Annotated in this window: 17 protein-coding genes and 1 riboswitch; of the genes, 14 read left to right on the top strand and 3 right to left on the bottom strand. The window is 74.0% G+C overall.

Annotation, left to right across the window (positions count from 1 at the left end; translation table 11 throughout):
* Positions 1-561 precede the first annotated feature (561 nt).
* The 10 genes from dhaK to ACFYX3_RS15400 all read left to right on the top strand — a co-directional run bounded on the left by dhaK (position 562) and on the right by ACFYX3_RS15400 (position 10,163).
* Positions 562-1,554: a dihydroxyacetone kinase subunit DhaK gene (dhaK, locus tag ACFYX3_RS15355; RefSeq protein WP_359519728.1), complete on the top strand. Its 993-nt coding sequence runs from the start codon at positions 562-564 to the stop codon at positions 1,552-1,554.
* Positions 1,555-1,580: 26 nt separating this feature from the next.
* The gene (gene dhaL / locus ACFYX3_RS15360; protein WP_376590874.1) at positions 1,581-2,198 is read left to right on the top strand and encodes a dihydroxyacetone kinase subunit DhaL; all 618 of its coding nucleotides are present in this window, start codon (positions 1,581-1,583) and stop codon (positions 2,196-2,198) included.
* The gene (locus tag ACFYX3_RS15365; RefSeq protein WP_382657626.1) at positions 2,198-2,626 is read left to right on the top strand and encodes a PTS-dependent dihydroxyacetone kinase phosphotransferase subunit DhaM; all 429 of its coding nucleotides are present in this window, start codon (positions 2,198-2,200) and stop codon (positions 2,624-2,626) included. The genes dhaL and ACFYX3_RS15365 overlap by 1 nt, the downstream gene beginning before the upstream one ends.
* 78 nt (positions 2,627-2,704) lie before the next feature.
* A riboswitch (cobalamin riboswitch) is annotated at positions 2,705-2,910 on the top strand.
* 28 nt (positions 2,911-2,938) lie between these two features.
* Complete coding sequence (locus tag ACFYX3_RS15370; protein WP_352028049.1) at positions 2,939-3,637, top strand: energy-coupling factor ABC transporter permease; 699 nt, start codon at positions 2,939-2,941, stop codon at positions 3,635-3,637.
* Positions 3,634-4,116 carry an energy-coupling factor ABC transporter substrate-binding protein gene (locus ACFYX3_RS15375; protein ID WP_389013037.1) on the top strand — a complete coding sequence of 161 codons (483 nt, stop codon included), beginning with the start codon at positions 3,634-3,636 and terminating at the stop codon, positions 4,114-4,116. The genes ACFYX3_RS15370 and ACFYX3_RS15375 overlap by 4 nt, the downstream gene beginning before the upstream one ends.
* A gap of 5 nt (positions 4,117-4,121) precedes the next feature.
* On the top strand, positions 4,122-4,871 hold the full coding sequence (cbiQ, locus tag ACFYX3_RS15380) for a cobalt ECF transporter T component CbiQ (protein ID WP_376590880.1): 750 nt from the start codon (positions 4,122-4,124) through the stop codon (positions 4,869-4,871).
* 14 nt (positions 4,872-4,885) lie between these two features.
* Complete coding sequence (locus ACFYX3_RS15385; protein ID WP_389013042.1) at positions 4,886-5,755, top strand: ATP-binding cassette domain-containing protein; 870 nt, start codon at positions 4,886-4,888, stop codon at positions 5,753-5,755.
* 271 nt (positions 5,756-6,026) lie between these two features.
* Positions 6,027-8,048: an FAD-dependent oxidoreductase gene (locus ACFYX3_RS15390; protein WP_389013045.1), complete on the top strand. Its 2,022-nt coding sequence runs from the start codon at positions 6,027-6,029 to the stop codon at positions 8,046-8,048.
* A 46-nt stretch (positions 8,049-8,094) separates the two neighbouring features.
* Complete coding sequence (locus tag ACFYX3_RS15395; protein ID WP_389013048.1) at positions 8,095-8,634, top strand: PadR family transcriptional regulator; 540 nt, start codon at positions 8,095-8,097, stop codon at positions 8,632-8,634.
* Positions 8,635-8,768: 134 nt separating this feature from the next.
* The gene (locus ACFYX3_RS15400; protein ID WP_389013051.1) at positions 8,769-10,163 is read left to right on the top strand and encodes an FAD-dependent oxidoreductase; all 1,395 of its coding nucleotides are present in this window, start codon (positions 8,769-8,771) and stop codon (positions 10,161-10,163) included.
* Positions 10,164-10,191: 28 nt separating this feature from the next.
* Here the strand turns inward: ACFYX3_RS15400 and ACFYX3_RS15405 are convergent, their stop codons facing one another.
* Complete coding sequence (locus tag ACFYX3_RS15405; RefSeq protein WP_389013054.1) at positions 10,192-11,532, bottom strand: DUF2252 domain-containing protein; 1,341 nt, start codon at positions 11,530-11,532, stop codon at positions 10,192-10,194.
* Positions 11,533-11,716: 184 nt separating this feature from the next.
* On the opposite strand from ACFYX3_RS15405, the gene ACFYX3_RS15410 reads away from it, so the two are divergent.
* A complete protein-coding gene (locus ACFYX3_RS15410) occupies positions 11,717-12,475 on the top strand; it encodes a GntR family transcriptional regulator (RefSeq protein ID WP_389013057.1) in 759 nt (252 codons plus the stop codon).
* Between the two features lie 72 nt (positions 12,476-12,547).
* Here the strand turns inward: ACFYX3_RS15410 and ACFYX3_RS15415 are convergent, their stop codons facing one another.
* Positions 12,548-14,080, bottom strand: coding sequence for an amino acid permease (locus ACFYX3_RS15415; RefSeq protein ID WP_376590894.1), 1,533 nt, complete (start codon positions 14,078-14,080; stop codon positions 12,548-12,550).
* Positions 14,081-14,150: 70 nt separating this feature from the next.
* A complete protein-coding gene (locus ACFYX3_RS15420; protein WP_389013061.1) occupies positions 14,151-15,125 on the bottom strand; it encodes a hypothetical protein in 975 nt (324 codons plus the stop codon).
* A gap of 302 nt (positions 15,126-15,427) precedes the next feature.
* Between ACFYX3_RS15420 and ACFYX3_RS15425 the strand changes: the two genes are divergently transcribed.
* From ACFYX3_RS15425 to ACFYX3_RS15435, 3 genes are read left to right on the top strand one after another with little or no spacing between them, the layout of a single operon-like run.
* Positions 15,428-16,891: an FGGY family carbohydrate kinase gene (locus ACFYX3_RS15425; protein ID WP_389013222.1), complete on the top strand. Its 1,464-nt coding sequence runs from the start codon at positions 15,428-15,430 to the stop codon at positions 16,889-16,891.
* Positions 16,888-18,336: an FAD-dependent oxidoreductase gene (locus ACFYX3_RS15430; RefSeq protein ID WP_389013064.1), complete on the top strand. Its 1,449-nt coding sequence runs from the start codon at positions 16,888-16,890 to the stop codon at positions 18,334-18,336. Before ACFYX3_RS15425 ends, ACFYX3_RS15430 begins: the two co-directional genes overlap by 4 nt.
* Positions 18,333-19,541, top strand: coding sequence for an FAD-dependent oxidoreductase (locus ACFYX3_RS15435; RefSeq protein WP_389013068.1), 1,209 nt, complete (start codon positions 18,333-18,335; stop codon positions 19,539-19,541). Before ACFYX3_RS15430 ends, ACFYX3_RS15435 begins: the two co-directional genes overlap by 4 nt.
* Positions 19,542-19,544: the final 3 nt, after the last annotated feature.

Below are 19,544 nucleotides of genomic sequence, written 5' to 3' on the forward strand. Positions count from 1 at the left end.
CCCCGCAGTGTCCGGGGATCGGCTCGGGCGTGGTCGGGCAGGGGCCGGGCTCGAACCGCGCCGGTCCCCCCGGACCGGGCCCGGTGGGGGGAGGTGAGGCGGCACCGCTCGGTGCCGCGCCGACCGCGCCCAGAAGGGCCAGACCGGCCGCGAGGAGCGCCACCCCGGCGGGCGACCGCCGTCGTGGTCCGTACGGTCGCCGTCTCCGCCTTCGTACGAGCCTGCCGCTGCCGCGAGCGAACGGCGGGCAGCCCGTTCCGATGCCCTGTTCCACCATGGGATCCCGTCTTTCCGATGGCCTCGGCCGCGCCGAGACCGACGACGATGCTGAGCGGCTCCGCGCGTCCCCGCATGCGTCGGGTGGCGGCCACCGCGAGGCCAGCCTTCGGCCCGGGAAGGGCGTCCACCACCGGGAAGCGCCACTCGGAGCAGTCGGCACCCGCCCGGATCCGACCGGCGACGCACCGGTGCGTGTCCGCCTCCTCGCGTCGATAATCGATCCGTTCCGAGCTGCGGGAACACGCTCACCGACTTGCCTGTCCGTCACTTCAGGAGGTACCCGTGAGGATGTTGATCAACGTTCCGGAGACCGTCGTCGCCGACGCGCTGCGGGGGATGGCCGCGGCGCATCCCGAGCTGACCGTGGACGTGGAGCGGCGTGTCGTGGTACGGCGGGACGCGCCCGTGGCCGGGAAGGTGGCGCTGGTGTCCGGCGGTGGGTCCGGGCACGAGCCGCTGCACGGGGGGTTCGTGGGGCCCGGGATGCTGGCGGCCGCGTGTCCGGGCGAGGTGTTCACCTCGCCGGTGCCCGATCAGATGGTGCGGGCCGCCGCGGCGGTCGACAGCGGTGCCGGGGTGCTGTTCGTCGTCAAGAACTACACCGGTGACGTGCTGAACTTCGAGATGGCGGCGGAGCTCGCCGAGGACGAGGGCATCCGGGTCGCCAGGGTTCTCGTCGACGACGACGTGGCGGTGACGGACAGTCTGTACACGGCGGGCCGGCGCGGCACCGGCGGCACGCTGTTCGTGGAGAAGATCGCGGGCGCCGCCGCCGAGGAGGGCGCCCCGCTGGAGCGGGTGGAGGCGATCGCCCGCCGGGTGAACGAGCGGTCCCGGTCCTTCGGGGTGGCCCTGAGCGCCTGCACGACTCCGGCCAAGGGCAGTCCCACCTTCGATCTCCCGGAGGGGGAGCTGGAGTTGGGGATCGGCATCCACGGCGAGCCGGGGCGTGAGCGGCGGGGCATGATGACCTCGCGGGAGATCGCGGACTTCGCCGTCGACGCCGTCGTCGAGGACCTGCGTCCGTCCGGGCCGGTCATCGCCCTGGTGAACGGGATGGGCGCGACCCCGCTCCTGGAGCTGTACGGCTTCAACGCCGAGGTGCAGCGGGTGCTCGTCGAGCGGAACGTGCCCGTGGCCAGGACACTGGTCGGGAACTACGTGACCTCGCTCGACATGGCCGGATGCTCGGTGACCCTGTGCGAGGTCGACGAGGAGCTGCTGCGGCTGTGGGACGCTCCGGTGCAGACGCCGGCGCTGCGCTGGGGCCGGTGAGGTCCGGGACGGGAATGGGGAGCGACATGACGGAGACCTTCGGCGCCGGGTTCCTGGTGCGGTGGCTGGCCGCGGTGGCCGAGGACGTCGACCGGGAGGCGGACCGGCTCACCGAGCTGGACTCGGCGATCGGCGACGCCGACCACGGGGCCAATCTGAAGCGGGGCTTCGCCGCCGTGACGGAGACCCTGGCGAACGAGCCTCCCGCGACTCCGGGCGCGGTGCTCACCACCGCCGGGCGGCAGCTCATCTCCACCGTCGGCGGCGCTTCGGGACCGCTGTACGGGACGCTGCTGCGGCGCGCGGGGAAGGCCCTGGGCGAGGACGGGGAGGTCACCCGGGAGCGGTTGGCGGAGGCGCTCGGCGCCGGGGTGGCCGCCGTGTCGCAGCTGGGCGGTGCCCAGGTGGGCGACAAGACGATGGTGGACGCGCTCGTGCCGGCCGTGGAGGGGCTGCGGAGCTCGTACGAGGAGGCCCGCGCCGCCGCCGAGAAGGGCGCCCTGGCGACCGTCCCCCTCCAGGCGCGCAAGGGCAGGGCCAGTTATCTCGGGGAGCGGTCGATCGGGCACCAGGATCCGGGGGCGACGTCCTCGGCGCTGCTGTTCGCGGCGCTCGCCGACACCGCGCGCGCGGAGGGGGTGTGATGAGCCCCGCTCAGGTGGGCGCGGTTCCGGCTCCCGTCGGCATCGTGCTCGTCTCGCACAGTGCCGCCGTCGCGGCGGCCGTGGCCGAGCTCGCCCGCGGGCTCGCCGGCGGCGGGGACCTCGCGCCGGTCCTGCCCGCGGGCGGGACGCCGGACGGCGGGCTCGGGACGAGCAGCGAGCTGATCTGCGAGGCCGCGAAGGCCGTCGACCGGGGTGCCGGGGTCGCGCTCCTCGTCGACCTGGGCAGCGCGGTCCTCACCGTGAAGGCGCTGCTCGCCGAGGGCGACGAACTGCCCGAGGGCGCGCGGCTCGTGGACGCGCCGTTCGTCGAGGGCGCGGTCGCCGCGCTGGTGACGGCGAGCGCCGGAGGGGATCTCGACGCGGTGGCGGCGGCGGCCTCGGAGGCGTACGCGTACCGCAAGGAGTGAGCGGCGGGGCGCACGTGCGGGGAGTGACGGGGAGGACGCGGCGCGTGGTGGCCGTGTTGTGATCCGCAGGTCAACGCACTAATGTCACAGGGCCTTGGTGTACGGGAAACCGGTGCAGTACCGGTGCGGCCCTCGCCACTGTGATCGGGAGGTCCGGCTCCCTTCCCGGGGGAACACCTCGGGGAAGCCACTGGACCGTCGCGGGAGACCGCGGCGGTGTGGGAAGGCGGAGTCGGGCCGTATGACCGTCAGCCAGGAGACCGGCCAGGGTGCGTTGTCCATCCACGAGGTGCTGGAGAGGGTCTCCCGATCATGCATATAGCCGAGGGGTATCTGCCCCCTGTGCACGCCGCTGCCTGGGGCGTCGCGGCCGCTCCGTTCGTCGTCCACGGGGTGCGCGCGCTGACCCGCGAGGTGCGGTCGAATCCCGAATCCACCCTGCTGCTCGGCGCGTCCGGGGCCTTCACCTTCGTCCTGTCCGCGCTCAAGTTGCCGTCGGTGACGGGGAGTTGTTCGCATCCGACCGGTACGGGGCTGGGCGCGATCCTGTTCCGGCCGCCGATCATGGCGGTCCTGGGGACGATCACCCTGCTCTTCCAGGCCCTGCTGCTCGCGCACGGCGGACTGACCACGCTCGGCGCGAACGCCTTCTCGATGGCGATCGTCGGGCCGTGGGCGGGGTACGGGACGTACCGGCTGTTCCGGCGGTTCGGCGCGCCCCTGATGGTGGCCGTCTTCTTCGGCGCGTTCGTCGCCGACCTGTCCACGTACTGCGTCACCAGTGTGCAGCTGGCGCTCGCGTTCCCCGACCCCGGCAGCGGTGTGCCCGGCGCGCTGGCCAAGTTCGGCGGGATCTTCGCCGTGACCCAGATTCCGCTGGCGGTCAGCGAGGGTCTGCTGACCGTGCTCGTGATGCGGCTGCTCACGCAGTCCAGCAAGGGTGAGCTGACGCGCCTCGGCGTCCTCGCCCGGCCGCGGGCGGAGCGGCACGAGGAGGCGGCCGCGCGATGAGCCGGAACACCAAGATCAACGCCCTGCTGCTGCTCCTCGTGGCCGCGCTCGCGGTCCTGCCGCTCGCGCTGGGCCTCGGGGACGACAAGGAGCAGCCGTTCAGCGGGTCCGACGGGGAGGCGCAGACCGCGATCACGGAGATCCGGCCGGACTACAAGCCGTGGTTCAGCCCGCTGTACGAGCCGCCCTCCGGCGAGATCGAGTCGGCGCTGTTCGCCCTCCAGGCGGCGATCGGCGCCGGTGTCCTGGCCTACTACTTCGGCCTGCGCCGCGGCCGCCGCCAGGGCGCGGCGAGGGCCGCGGAGGCGGCGGGGCGGACCGGTGCGGTCGCGGAGGGCGAGGCGACCAACGGCGGCGGTTCCGGTACGGGTGCGGCGGGCGCCGGTGCGGACTCCGGTGCCGGCGCGACCGCCACCCGCGCGCCGGGTACGGAAGCCGGCGCGACCGGTTCCTCGCCGGTCGACGGATCGGGCGCGTAGCGCCGATGCTGCCGATCGACGCGGCGGCGCACAGCAGTCGCTGGCGCCGCCGTCACCCCCTGGAGAAGGCGTTCCTCGGCTTCGGCCTGACGCTGTGCGCGGTGGGCCTGCCGCCGTGGCCGGGCGCGGTGCTCGTGGCGGCGGCCACGCTCGCGGTGCTGCTCGGTCCGGCGGGTGTGCCGGGCCGCCAGTTGTGGCGGGCCTTCCGCATTCCCCTCGGTTTCTGTGTCACGGGCGCCGTTCCGCTGCTCTTCGAGGTGGGCGGTCCGCGAGGCCTCGTCGCCCTCGCGCCCGACGGTCCCGCGCACGCGGTCGAGCTGCTCCTCCGGACGGCCTCGGCCTCGCTCGGGGTGCTGCTCTTCGCCTTCACGACACCGGTGTCCGACGTGCTGCCCCGGCTCGTCCGGGCGGGCGTCCCGGCGCCCGTGGTCGACGTGGCGCTCGTGATGTACCGGATCATCTTCCTGCTCCTCGACTCGATGACGAAGATCCGGCAGGCCCAGGCGGCCCGGCTCGGGCACACCACCCGGGCCGCGACGTGGCGTTCGCTCGCCGGACTCGGCGCGACCACGTTCGTGCGGGCCTTCGACCGGGCGCAGCGCCTGCAGTCGGGGCTCGCCGGGCGCGGTTACGACGGGACGCTGCGGGTCCTGGTGCCCGCGTGCGCGGTCTCCCGGCGGTTCCTCACGGCGACGGGCGTGCTCCTCGCGGGGCTCGTCGCCCTCACCCTCGTACTGGAAAGGCTCCTTCCGTGACTTCCCTGACTTCCGTGACGTCTTCGGCCCCCGTCGTGGAGCTGGCGAAGGCGGGTTTCGCCTACGAGGACGGGCCCGCGGTCCTGTCGGGCGTGGACTTCGCGGTGGCGGAGGGGCGCGCGATCGCGCTCCTGGGCCGCAACGGCAGCGGCAAGACGACGCTGCTGCGGCTCCTCAGCGGCGGGCTGCGGTGCGAGAGCGGGTCGCTGCTCCTGGACGGGGCCGAGGTCGCGTACGACCGGAAGGGGCTCACCCGGCTGCGGACCACGGTGCAGCTGGTCGTGCAGGATCCGGACGACCAGCTGTTCGCGGCCTCGGTCGGCCAGGACGTGTCGTTCGGCCCGACGAACCTGGGGCTGCCCGAGGAGGAGGTACGGCTCCGGGTGCGGGAGGCGCTGGAGGCGCTGGACATCGTGGCCCTGGAGGACCGGCCGACGCACCTGCTGTCGTACGGACAGCGGAAGCGGGCGGCGATCGCGGGCGCCGTGGCGATGCGGCCCCGGGTGCTGATCATGGACGAGCCGACGGCCGGGCTCGACCCGCACGGGCAGGAGCGGCTGCTCGACGCCCTGGAGCGGCTGCGGGCGGCGGGGACGACGGTGGTGATGGCGACCCACGACGTGGATCTGGCGCTGCGCTGGGCCGACGAGGCGGCGGTGCTCTCCCCCGCCGGTCTGCGCACGGGCCCGGTCGCCGAGCTGCTCGCGGACGACGACCTGCTGGCCGCGGCCCGGCTGCGCCGGCCCTGGGGCACGTCGGTGGCGCGCGTCCTGCGGACGCACGGCCTGCTGGCGGCGGGCGCGGCGGAGCCCCGCACTCCGGAGGACCTGGACGCGTGGGCGGCAGCGGCGGAGGTGGCGGGCGGCCCGAGCCGCTCCTCGTGAGCCCGGGGCGCCGGGCTCCGGCGCGGCGCCCTGCCCCGGTCCGCGACACGCCCGCCCGGCGCTCTCGGGGTCCGGTACACATCGCGCCCGGCGCTTCCCCGGGGTCCGGTACGTGTCCGCCCGACGCCTCTCCCCGGCCCCGGACGCCCCCGCCCCACCCTTCCTACCGAGTAGTAGACATCACCCTCCCATCCTTCTGCAACTAGTTGCAGAACCCGTGCGCGGTCGCCTAGAACTGACGTCGACGACCCCTGCGCGAGGAGGCGCCCCCATGACCCCGACCCCGTACCCGCACCTGCTGAGCCCGCTCGACCTCGGGTTCACCACCCTGCCCAACCGGGTGATCATGGGGTCGATGCACGTCGGCCTCGAAGAGGCCGAGCACGGGTTCGAGCGCATGGCGGCCTTCTACGCGGAGCGGGCCCGCGGCGGCGCGGGGCTCATCGTCACCGGCGGCATCGCGCCCAACGAGGCCGGCCGCCCGTGGGACGGCGGGGCCAAGCTGACCACGGCCGAGGAGGTCGCCGAGCACCGGCTGATCACCGACGCCGTGCACGCCGAGGGCGGCAGGATCGCCATGCAGATCCTGCACTTCGGCCGGTACGCCTACCACCCCGGCCTCGTCGGCCCGAGCCCGCTCAAGGCGCCCATCAGCCCCTTCGTACCGAACGAGCTGACCGACGCCGAGGTCGAGCAGACCGTCGAGGACTACGCGCGCTGCGCCGAGCTGGCCAAGGAGGCCGGGTACGACGGCGTCGAGGTGATGGGCTCCGAGGGCTACCTCATCAACGAGTTCATCGCCGCCGCGACCAACCAGCGCACCGACCGCTGGGGCGGCTCGTACGAGAACCGGGTCCGCTTCCCGCTGGAGATCGTCCGCCGGATCCGCGAGCGCGTCGGCGAGGACTTCATCCTCGTCTACCGCCTCTCCATGCTCGACCTGGTCCCGGGTGGCTCCACGCTCGACGAGGTCGTCGCGCTCGCCAAGGAGATCGAGGCCGCCGGCGCGACCATCATCAACACCGGCATCGGCTGGCACGAGGCGCGCATCCCCACCATCGCCACCTCCGTGCCCCGCGGCGCCTACACCTGGGTGACGAAGAAGCTGATGGGCGCGGTCTCCGTGCCGCTCGTCACCTCCAACCGCATCAACACCCCCGAGGTGGCCGAGGAGATCCTCGCCGACGGCCGCGCCGACCTGGTCTCGCTGGCCCGCCCGTTCCTCGCCGACCCGGACTTCGTGAACAAGGCGTCCGCCGGCCGCGCCGAGACGATCAACACCTGCATCGGCTGCAACCAGGCCTGCCTCGACCACACCTTCAGCCTGAAGATCACCTCCTGCCTGGTCAACCCGCGCGCCTGCCACGAGACCGAGCTCGTCCTCTCCCCGACCAGGCTCGCCAAGCGGATCGCCGTCGTCGGCGCGGGCCCGGCCGGACTCTCCTGCGCCGTCTCGGCGGCCGAGCGCGGCCACTCCGTCACCCTCTTCGACGCCGCCGCCGAGATCGGCGGCCAGCTGAACATCGCCAAGCGGGTGCCGGGCAAGGAGGAGTTCGACGAGACGCTGCGCTACTTCCGCGTCCAGCTCGCCGAGCGCGGCGTCGACGTCCGCCTGAACACGTACGTGTCGGCCGCCGACCTGGAGGACTACGACGAGGTCGTCGTCGCCACCGGCGTCACCCCCCGCACGCCGGGGATCGCGGGCGAGGACCACCCGAGCGTCCTCAGCTACCTCGACGTGCTGCGGGACGGCGCCCCGGTCGGGGACCGCGTCGCGATCATCGGTGCCGGCGGCATCGGCTTCGACGTCGCCGAGTTCCTCACGGACGGCGGCGAGGGCGCGAGCCAGGACCCCGAGACGTACTTCCGCCAGTGGGGCGTCGACACCTCGTACGAGAACCGCGGCGGACTGCGCGCGCCCGAGCGGAGCGCGCCGCCGCGCCAGGTGCACCTGCTCCAGCGCAAGACCTCCAAGGTCGGCGCCGGCCTCGGCAAGACGACCGGGTGGATCCACCGCACCGAGCTCAAGCACCGGGGCGTCAGCATGATGGCGGGCGTGTCGTACGAGCGGATCGACGACGCCGGGCTGCACGTCACGATCGACGGCGAGCCGCAGCTGCTGCCCGTCGACACGGTCGTGCTCTGCGCCGGTCAGGAGCCCCGCCGCGACCTGTACGAGGAGCTGGTGGCCGCGGGCCGCCCGGCACACCTCATCGGCGGGGCGGACGTCGCCGCCGAGCTGGACGCTAAGCGGGCCATCGACCAGGGCACCCGGCTCGCCGCCGCGCTGTGACGGCCGCTCCGTGATCACCGTGGCCGGCCGAACCTAGGATGCGAGCATGTCCCTCCCGCACGCGATCCTCACCGCGCTGCTCGAAAAGCCGTCCTCCGGCCTCGAACTGACGCGCCGCTTCGACAAGTCGATCGGCTACTTCTGGTCGGCCACGCACCAGCAGATCTACCGCGAGCTCGGGAAGCTGGAGCAGGCGGGGCACATCCGCGCCCTGCCCGCTCCGGTGCCCGCGCGGGGACAGAAGAAGGAGTACGAGGTGCTGCCCGCCGGCCGGGCGGAGCTGAGCGACTGGGTCGCGCGGTCCGAGGACCCGAAGCCGCTCCGCTCCTCCCTGCTGCTGCGGATGCGGGCCGCGGCGATGGTCGGCGCGAGCGGGCTCCGGGCCGAGCTGGAGCGCCACCTCACCCTGCACCAGGAGCAGTTGGACGAGTACCTCGCGATCGAGGAGCGGGACTTCCCGGCGGAGCGCCGCCGTACCGAACCGGACCGCCTGCGCCACCTCGTCCTGCGGGGCGGGGTCGATCTGGAGCGGTTCTGGGTGGAATGGCTGACGGGCGCGCTGGCGGAGCTCGGCCCCGAGGAGTAGTCCGACCACGGTCGGGCGGCCACTCCACGGTCCGCCTTCGGCCACATCGGGCGCCCGAGACCCGGGGCACGCGACGCGGCCCGCACCGGCGTGGATACTGGACAGTTGTAGTTCCACGACACGAAAGGGCGGGTATGGCCGACGTCTTGGGCCGCCGCGCGACACGTCACGCGGTGGTCATCGGGGGAAGTCTCGCTGGACTGCTTGCCGCTCGGGTACTCGCCGAGCACGCCGAGAAGGTGACGGTCGTCGAGCGCGACCGCTACCCGGAGGGGCCCGAGGCCCGGCCGGGGGTCCCGCAGGGCCGGCACCTGCACGTCCTCATCGCGGGCGGGCAGCAGGCGTTCGACGAGCTGCTGCCGGGGTTCGTGGACGAGCTGCGGGAACTCGGAGCGCCCAAGGTGGGCGTGCCCGAGGACATGGTGCAGTGGCAGAACGGCAAGTGGATGCAGCGGCTCCCCGCCACCGTGCACTTCTACTCGGGTCCGCGCCCGCAGCTGGAGTGGCTGGTGCGGCAGCGGGTGGGCGCCGATCCGCGGATCGAGCTGCTCGAAGGCCACGAGACGGTGGGCCTGACCGGCGACTCCTCGCGCGTCCGCGGCGTACGGCTGCGCGAGCGCGGCGCGGGCGCCGAGAAGGAGACCCGCGTCCTGGAGGCCGATCTGGTCGTCGACGCCTCCGGCAGGTCCACGAAGGCGGCGGACTGGCTGGCGGCGCTCGGCGCCGAGGCGCCGCACGAGGAGACCATCGACACCGGTCTCGCCTACGCCACCCGGGTATACCGGGCCCCGGCGGGCGTGCTGGACAGCGACGCCATGGGCTACTTCATCGTGCCCAACCCCGACCAGGAGTACGGGGCCGTCGTGCTGCCCGTCGGCGACGGCACGCATCTCGTGACCCTCTCGGGGCTGCGCGGCAACGAACCGCCCACGGACGAAGGGGCGTTCGAGGACTACGCGAAGCGGATGCCGCACCCGTTGATCACCGAGTGGCTGGCGAAGGCGGAGCCGGTGTCCCCGGTGTACGGCTTCCGCAAGACCGCCAACATCCGGCGCCGGTACGACCGTCCGGGCCGCCGCCCGGCCGGCTTCCTCGCCACCGGCGACGCGCTGTGCGCCTTCAACCCGGTCTACGGGCAGGGCATGGCGGTGGCGGCGATCTCCGCCGCCGCCCTGCGCCGGGCGCTCGCCGACCCGAAGCGGACCCCGACCACCCGGAACGTGCAGCGCGCCCTCCTCGACGCCTCCCGGCAGGCATGGGACGTCTCGACGGGCGCCGACAAGAAGATGCCCGGCGCCGTCGGCGCCGAGGACGCCCCGGGCGCCCTCGACAAGGCGGTCGGCTGGTACATGGGCCGGGTGCAGGAGCGCGCGGCGGGCGACCCGGTCGTCGGCGCGGCCTTCCGCAAGGCGATCACCCTCACCCACCCGATGACGGTGCTGTTCGCACCCGCCGTGGTGCGTGCGGTGCTCTTCGGGTCCGTGGCCCGGACCCCGGTCGGGCCGCCGCTGCGCCGCGACGAGGGCTGACCGGGGCCGCCGGCCCCGGATGCCCGGTTCAGGCGCCCGGGGCCGCGGTCACCACGCCCGAGGCGATGGCCGCGCCGAGCGCCGCGTAGTCGTCGGCGTTCTGCCCGGCGTAGACGAGCGCGAAGTCGGCGACGGCCCGGTCGAAGACGTCCGAGGATCCGAGGTAGGCGGCGATGGCGATCCGGTCGCCGGAGCGGGCGTGCGCGCGGGCCAGGGCCCGGCCGCAGAGCCGCGCGTAGTCCCGCAGGGTGGCTGGGGACATGCTCTCCACCTCGGCGGAACCCTTCATGTCGCGCAGCTGCCGCCAGTAGAAGTGGCGCTGCTCGGGTCCGGTCATCCAGCCGAGGAAGATGTCGCTGGCGGCCTGGGTGAGCCGCTGGCCGGAGACGACGCGGCGGCCCTGGTGGGGGTAGGCGGTCGGCGGCAGGTACGGCTCGAGGGCGGAGCGGCCGGCCTCCTTGATCTGGAGCATGAGCGGGTCGCCGTCGTCCCGTCCTTCGAGGAGGAGGACGAAGCAGCGCGTGCCGACGCTGCCGACTCCGACGACCTTCCGGGCGGCGTCGATGAAGTGGTAGCGGTCGAGCAGGACGCGGCGCTCCTCGGCGAGGGAGCTGCGGTAGTCGCTGAAGATCTTGCCGAGGGTGACCCGGTCGACGTCCGTGACGCGTTCGAGGAGCGGTGGGTCCTCGACGATGTGGCGGTTGCCCGCGGCGTCCTTCTCGGTCAGCTTGGCGAGGGCCTGGAGGCTGGTGCGCCGGCGCGCGCCGGCGAGCCGCTTCGTGAGGCGGGCGCGGTCCTCGCCGCTTACCACGTGGAGGATGTCGTCGGCGGAGATCCGCTCGTACCAGACCTCGAGCTCGCCCAGGCCGGCGAGGCGGCGCATGTTCGTGCGGTACGACTCGACGGCGACGAGCGCGGCGCGGTGGGCCTTGGGCTTGGAGCTGCCGTTCTGGAGGGCTGCGACCATGACGCTGGCGGCGAGCCTCTTCACGTCCCACTCGAAGGGTCCCGGGAGGGTCTCGTCGAAGTCGTTCACGTCGAAGAGGAGCGTGCGTTCGGGTGAGGCGTACACCCCGAAGTTCAGCAGATGGGCGTCGCCGCAGAGCTGCACGGTGAGCCCGGTGTGGCGCTCGGCGCCGAGGTCGGCGGCCATGATGCCGGCGGCGGCGCGCAGGAAGGCGAAGGGGGACACGGACATCCTGGCGTACCGGATGGGTACGAGGTCGGGCAGTCGGTCCAGGGACTCGCGCTCCAGGACCGCGAGCGGGTCGGGGCGCTGTGACCTGGGTATCCAGCGGCCGTGGTCGGCGCGGGGGACGCGCTTGCGGGCCGCCTTGCCCCGTGCGGCGCGTTCCAACGGTGTCGTCATCCGGCCTCACCCGCCTTCTCCCGCCGATACGTTCTCGGCCCGGTCACCTGGTACCTCATTACACGGCCCGCCACTCGTTTCGGCCACTCTGCGAGGCCGGCCTAGCTAAATGGTTTAGACCAATGATAGGAATTGATCACCCACACGACCCACGCGGTCACGCTGAGCGAAGAGAGGGTTGAACATGGCCGAGCCCGCATCCGAGTCGGTGACGGAAGTGCCGCTCTACCTCCGGGTCGCCGCCGCCCTGCGCGAGGACCTCACCCAGCGGCGCATCTCCCCCGGCAGCCGGCTCCCGTCGGAACGCACGCTCTCCCAGCGCTGCCACGTCAACCGGCAGACCGTCCGCAGCGCGCTCCAACTCCTCAGGGACGAACGGCTCGTGGTCACCGACCGGCGCGGCACCTTCGCCGCCGCCGAGGAGGCGGAACCGGAGCCGGCCGCACCCGCACTCACGGCCCGCAGGCCGACCTTCCCCGGTGGACCGCAGGCCGCAGAGGCGCTCGTACGGGCCTCGCTCGCCTGGGAGCCGCCGCCCACGCCCCTCGCGCCACGGCTCCTGCTCACCCCCGGGGAACCCACGCTCGTCCACCGGCACACGGTCCTCGGACCGCACGGGGCGGCGCTCCAGCGGGCGGTGTCCTGGTTCTCCCGGCCGGCCCTCGCCGAGATCCCCCAGCTCTCCCGCTACCGCCGGGGCAGGGACTGCCGCCAACAGCCCGACCTGCGGCTCCTGTACCACTGGATGCACCAGGCGGGGCTGCGGATCACCCACCGCGAGTCGGTCGGCGTCCCGCCCGGTCCGGCCGCGACGACGGCGGGCGGCGCGGCGCGGCTGGTCGTCCACCGGGTCGTCAGCGACCAGCACGGGCACGCCCTGGAGATCACGGACATCGACTTCTCGGCCCAGTCGGCGGCCTGGACCTACGAGTTCAGCGCCTGAGGGGACCCGCTTCCGTACGCGGGAACGCCCCGGCAGCGGGGCTGCCGGGGCGTTCCGTCACGGTGCGGGGGATCAGATGATCCCCTCGGCGATCTCGGCCTCCTCGCGGGCGGTGCCGTACGCGGTCGGCGTGCCGTACGAGCGGCGGGCGACGTACCACCAGACGCTGGCCAGGATCAGTACGACGGCGAGCGCGATGACCGCGTAGTTCATGGTGTCGACGTTCACCGGGGACTTCTGCGGCAGGCAGAAGAGGACCGTCACGAGCGCCACCCAGACGACGGCGATCCAGCCGATCGGCCTGCTCCAGCGGCCGAGGCTCCACGGGCCGGGGACGAAGCGCTTCCCGGCGCGCAGCCGCAGGTAGATCGGGATGGCGTACGCGGGGGTGATGCCGATGACGTTGATCGCGGTGACCGCGCCGTAGGCCGTGGCCGAGTACAGCGAGGGGACGGCGAGCAGGGCGGCCACGCCGACCGCGAGCCAGACGGCCGGGACGGGGGTCTGGGTGCTGCCGCTGACCTTGCGCCAGAGCGCGGAGCCGGGAAGGGCGTTGTCACGGCTGAAGGCGAAGACCATGCGGCTCGCGGCGGCCACCTCGGCGTTGCCGCAGAAGAGCTGGGCGACGATCACGACGAGCAGCAGGGCGGCGGCGCCGCCGGAGCCGAGCGCGTCCAGGAAGATCTGGGCGGGCGGGACGCCGGTGGCGCTGTTCTGCGTGCCCGCGTAGTCCTGGATCGCGAAGGTGAGCCCGGCGAGGAGCGCGAAGCCGGCGAGCCAGGAGACCCAGATGGAGCGGACGATGCCCTTGGCGGCGGTGACGGAGGCGTTGGACGTCTCCTCGGACAGGTGCGCCGAGGCGTCGTAGCCGGAGAAGGTGTACTGGGCGAGGAGCAGGCCGATCGCGGCGACGTAGAACGGGTTGGCCCAGCCGGTGTCGTTGACGAAGGTCGTGAAGACGAAGTCGACGGACTGGTGCCGGTCGGGGACGAACGCGAGCGCGCCGACGATGACCGCGACGCCGATCAGGTGCCACCAGACGCTGACCGAGTTGAGGACGCTGACCAGGCGGACGCCGAAGAGGTTGAGGCCGGCGTGGAGCAGCAGGATCGCGAGGAAGATCAGGAACGTGGAACCCGGGGTCGGCACGAAGCCCCACTGGAGGTTGAGGAACGCTCCGGTGAAGAGGGCGGCGCCGTAGTCGATGCCGGCGATGGCGCCGAGCAGACCGAGCAGATTCAGCCATCCCGTGTACCAGCCCCAGCGGCGCCCGCCGAGCCGGTCGGCCATGTAGTAGAGCGCGCCGGAGGTCGGGTAGGCGCTGGTGACCTCGGCGAGCGCGAGGCCCACGCACAGCACGAAGAGGCCGACGCCGGCCCAGCCCCACAGCATGACGGAGGGTCCGCCGGTGCCGAGACCGAAGCCGTAGAGGGTCATGCAGCCGGAGAGGACGGAGATGACCGAGAAGCTGATGGCGAAGTTGCCGAAGCCGTCCATCCGGCGGGCGAGGACGGGCTGGTAGCCGAGCTCTCTGAGTCTCGCCTCCTCGTCCTGGGACGGCGGTGGCTTGCGTATCTCGTCGAGGGGGGCTTCGGTGCGGGCCATGGGGGACCTCCGGGGGACGGGGGGGAGCGGGGGTGGGGGGTGGAAGCGGGGGGCGCCGGGGGCGGGCGCGTCAGCCGCTGAGACTGCGGGCGCGGGCGCGCACGAAGACCTCCTCGGCGAGGGCGCGGTCGTCCGGGCGATCGGTGCGGTAGGCCCACGGGAGGGTCGTGTAGTACGGGCCGAGGGCCTCGAAGACGCGGGCCGCGTCGGCGAAGCGGAGGGCTCCGAAGAGGGCGTGCGCCAGGTGGTTGAGGTCGAGCAGCGAGGCCTCGTCGGTGGCGCAGAAGAGGAACCAGGTGTCCAGGGCGCGCTGGGCGTCCCGTACGGCGTCCTCGGCGACCCAGTGGAGGTCGAGGGCGCGCTCGTGGCCGCGCTCGCGCCGGTAGCGCTCGACGCGGACGTAGAGCGGGAGGGCGTGCAGGGCGGAGCCGACGGGCGCCGAACCGGCGGCCCAGTAGCAGTAGTTGACGGCCTCGGAGAGGGGTCCGGTCCGTCGGGCGTAGACGAACTGCAGCATGCGGTGGTGGGCCTCGCGGTTGTGCGGGTCGCGCTTCTCCACCTCGGCGAGCAGGCCCCAGGGGCCGGGCGGCAGCATGGGCGCCGGCGGGGTGAGCCGGTGCTCGGCCATCCGCCGGCCGCCGTCGAGTGCGGCGAGGGCGATGAGGCCGATCCAGGGCACGGGATCGGCGGGCGACCGCTCGGAGGCCTCGCGGCAGGCGGTCCAGGCCTCCTGCCAGAGCTCCCGGGTCCGGGCGTGGCCCGCGCGGTGGGCGCGGACGGCGCGCTCGACGGCGACCCGGCTGTGCATCACGGCGGCGGCGAGGCTCTCGGGCTGCTCGGCCCGCCAGATGGGGACGACGTCACTGCCCGCGGCGACGGCGGCGAGGACCTGGGTGCGCCGGGTCCAGGCGTCCCAGTCGGAGGTCTCGTCGAGCAGCCGCGCCATGGACACCCAGCGGCCGGTGCGTAAGTCCTGGACGGCGTTGCGCAGGGCGTGGTCATGGCCGGCGGGGTGGTAGACGGGCCGGAATCCGTGTCCGGCCATCAGGGGGTGGGGCGTGGTGTGGATGACATGGGTCCTCGGTGGATGGAGGGGGTGGTCAGTCCCCCGGCGGGCGTCCCGGCCGTTGATCGGCGATCACTATAGAGGGCTCTGGATGCGACCGGTCCACTTTCTTTTGTGACAGTAACTATTAAGCCAACGACTGAATTTGACTTACTGTCAGGTATGCGCGGCGACCTGACGTGCTCGCCCCCCGAGGCTTGACGAAGGCCTCCGGCGACGGCACCCTGACCCTTTTCGGTGATCGGATGATCACGGAGCGGTCGAGCGACGGGAGCAGCGGGATGTCGGGCGGAGCGGTACTCGCCGTCGACCAGGGCACGTCGGGCACGAAGGCCCTCGTCCTCTGCCCCGAGCGCGGAGTCGTCGGCACCGGCACGGCGCCCGTCCGGCCCCGCCACCTCCCCGGCGGCCTGGTCGAGGTCGACCCGCGTGAGCTGTACGACTCGGTGGTCGCCGCCGGGCGCGCGGCGCTCGCCGAGGCGGACGTGCCCGTCGTCGCCGTGGGCCTCGCCAACCAGGGCGAGACCGTGCTCGCCTGGGACCCGGCCACGGGGGAACCCCTCACCGACGCCCTCGTCTGGCAGGACCGCAGGGCCGCGGGCGTCTGCGCCGGCCTCGACGCCCACGCCGAGGAACTGCGCCGCCTCACCGGCCTTCCGGTCGACCCCTACTTCGCCGCACCCAAGATGGCCTGGATCCGCCGCCACGCCACCGGAGCCGGCGTGGTGACCACCAGCGACGCCTGGCTCGTCCGCCGGCTCACGGGCGCGTTCGTCACGGACGCGGCGACCGCGGGACGCACCGGTCTCCTCGACCTCGACACGGTCGCCTGGTCGGAGACCGCCCTCGACCTGTACGGACTCGGCGGCGAGGCGCTCCCCCGGATCGTCGACTGCGACACCCCGGTCGGCACCACCAGCGCGTTCGGCCCCGCCCTGCCGCTCACCGGGCTGCTCGTGGACCAGCAGGCGGCGCTGCTCGCGCAGAGCGCCGACGACCCCGCCGCCGCCAAGTGCACCTACGGTACGGGCGCCTTCCTCCTCGCGCAGACCGGCCCCGAGCCCCGCCGCGCCGCCTCGGGACTGGTGAGCTGCGTGGCCTGGCGGCTCGGCGGGCGGGTCGCCCACTGCCTCGACGGCCAGGTGTACACCGTCGCCTCGGCCGTGCGCTGGCTCACCGACCTGGGCGTGATCGGCGGGGCCGGGGAGCTCGACGCGGTCGGCGGCAGTGTGCCGGACACCGGCGGCGTCACCTTCGTCCCCGCGTTCGCGGGCCTCGCCGCACCCTGGTGGCGGGGCGACGTGCGCGGCTCGCTCACCGGCCTCGGCCTGGACACCGGACCCGGCCATCTGGTGCGCGCCCTGTGCGAGGGCATCGCCGCCCAGGTGGTGGAGCTCGCCGCGGCCGCCGCCTCCGACCGGGGCGCGCCGCTGACCTCGCTGCGCGCCGACGGCGGCCTGACCCGGTCGGCCCTGCTCATGCAGACCCAGGCCGATCTGCTGCAACTCCCCGTCGAGGTCTCGTCCTTGCCCGACGCCACGGCGCTCGGAGTGGGCGCCGTCGCCCGACTCGGACACCGGCCGGGACTCACGCTCCGCGAGGCCGTGCCGGAGTGGAAGCCCTCGGCCGTGTACGAGCCCCGGATCTCCGCCGACGAGGCGGCGACGCGCCTCGGGCGCTTCCGCGCGGAGGTGTCGGCGCTGGTGGAGCGGTCGGACGGAGCGATCGGCAGCGGGTCCCTGTGAGTGTCACGCGGACCGGGCCGCTTCCCACCGGTGAGGACTCGGAGTACGACGTCGTGGTCGTCGGCGCCGGGGTCGTCGGTTCCGCGATCGCCCGCGCCCTGGCCCGGCACCCGCTGCGGATCGCGCTCGTGGAGGCCGCGAACGACGTCGGCGACGGCACCTCGAAGGCCAACACCGCCATCCTCCACACCGGTTTCGACGCCGCGCCCGGCACCCTGGAGGCCCGGCTGGTGCGCGAGGGACACCGGCTCCTCGGCGCGTACGCCCGGGAGGCCGGCATCCCCGTCGAGCCACTGGGGGCGCTGCTCGTCGCCTGGGACGAACAGCAGCGGGCGACGCTCCCCCGTCTCGCGGAGAAGGCGGAACACAACGGCCACCGCACCACCCGTCTCCTCACCGCCGCCGAACTCGCCGCGCGGGAACCGCACTTGGGTCCCGGTGCGCTGGGCGCCCTGGAGGTTCCGGGCGAGTCGGTGATCTGCCCGTGGACGACGACCCTCGCGTACGCCACGCAGGCCGTCCGCTCCGGGGTCGACCTGCATCTGAACTGCCGGGTGGAGAAGGTGCGTCCGGGTGACCCGTACCACCGTCTCGTCACCCGCCGCGGAGTGCTGCGGACGCGCCTGCTCGTCAACGCCTGCGGCCTCCACGCCGACGCGTTCGACGCGCTCGTCGGCCGGGAGGACTTCACCGTCACCCCGCGCCGCGGTCAGCTGCTCGTCTTCGACAAGTTCGCCCGCGACCTGGTCCGGCACATCCTGCTGCCCGTACCCGGGCCGCTCGGCAAGGGCGTGCTGATCTCGCCGACGGTGTACGGGAACGTCATGCTCGGGCCCACCGCCGAGGACCTCGACGACAAGACCGCCACGGGCACGACGGCCGAGGGCCTCGCCGGGCTGCGCGAACAGGGCGGCCGGATCCTCCCCGCGCTCCTCGACGAGGAGGTCACCGCCGTGTACGCGGGGCTGCGGGCCGCGACCGGGCAGGAGGACTACCGGATCGCCGCGCACCCCGCGCTGCGGTACGTGACGGTGGGCGGGATCCGCTCCACCGGGCTCACCGCCTCCCTCGCCATCGCCGAGCACGTGCTCGGCCTCCTCGCGGACTGCGGCCTCGACCCGGGGCCGACCCGCCCGCTCGCCCCGGTCCGCATGCCGAACCTCGGCGAGGCCTTCCCCCGCCCGTACCGCGACGCCGAACTCATCGCCCGCGAACCGGAGTTCGGCACGATCGTCTGCCACTGCGAGCGGGTGACCCGGGGCGAGATCCGGGCCGCGCTCACGTCCACGATCCCGCCGGGCGGCCTCGACGGTCTGCGGCGCAGGACACGCGCCCGAGGCGGCCGCTGCCAGGGCCACCACTGCGGCGCGGAGGTGCGGGCGCTGTTCGAACAGGGGCCGAGGGAAGAGCGGAGCGCGGTGGGGTACGGGGAGGGGGCGCGGTGACTCGTACGGTCGACGTGCTCGTCGTGGGTGCGGGGCCCGCCGGGCTCGCCGCTGCCGCTCGGCTCGCGGCGGCGGGCGCGGGCCGTGTCGAGGTCCTGGAACGGGAGGCGACCGCGGGCGGGGTACCGCGCCACTGCGCCCGGCCGGGATTCGGTGCGGACGCCCTCGGGCGCGCCCTGACCGGCCCGGCGTACGCGCGACGCGCGGTACGGGAGGCGCTGCGGGCGGGGGCGGTCCTCCGTACCGGCGTCTCGGCCACCGGCTGGGCCGGACCCCTCACCCTGGAGGTCACCGCCCCGACCGGACTCGAACGCATCCGAGCAGGCGCGGTCGTCCTCGCCACCGGCGCCCGCGAACGGCCCCGCAGCGCCCGGCTCGTCCCGGGCACGCGCCCCGCCGGAGTGCTGACCACGGGCGAACTCCAGCGCACGGTCGTACGGTTCGGGCCGCGACCGGAGCACATCGGACGCCGGGCGGTGGTCGTCGGCGGCGACCCGGTGGCCCGGGGCGCGGTGCGCACACTGCGTGCGGCCGGGGTGGACGTGGCGGCCGTCGTCACCGAACTTCCCTCCCCCGCCGTCACGTTCGCAGGCGTCCCGGTGCTCGCCGACGCCGTCGTGACGGAGCTGCTCGGTCGCGGCCGGCTGACCGGGGTCGCGGTGCGGGGCGGGGACGGGCGGACGTCCGTGCTGCGGTGCGACACGGTGGTCTTCACCGGCGACTGGATCCCGGACCACGAGCTCGTCCGCGCCCGCGGCCTGCCCCTCGCCCCCGGCACCCGGGGCCCCGTGACGGACCGGGGCTTCCGTACCGCCGAGCCCGGGGTCTTCGCCGTCGGCAACCTCCTGCGCGGGGTGGAGCCGGCGCTCGTGGCCGCCGCCGAGGGGCGGGCGGTGGCCGGGGCGGTGCTCGAACGGCTCGGCGGCGGCCCCTGGCCGGCCACCGGGGTGCCGGTGACGGCGGTGGGGCCGCTGAGGTGGGTGACACCCGGACTCCTGGGCCCGGAAGCCGCCACGTCGCTGCTCGTCCGGCCGGAGCGGCGGCTCGTGCGACCGGTCCTGACCGTCGCCCAGGACGGCGTCCCTCTGCGGCGGGAACGGTCGAGCGGGACGCTCGTCCCCTGGCGTTCGGTGCGGCTGGGGGCGCGGTGGACGAGCGGCGTGGACCTCGCGGGCGGTCCGGTGACGGTCTCCGCCGAGGAGTAGGGG

The organism is Streptomyces sp. NPDC002463 (genome assembly GCF_042889835.1).
GTDB lineage: Bacteria > Actinomycetota > Actinomycetes > Streptomycetales > Streptomycetaceae > Streptomyces > Streptomyces nymphaeiformis.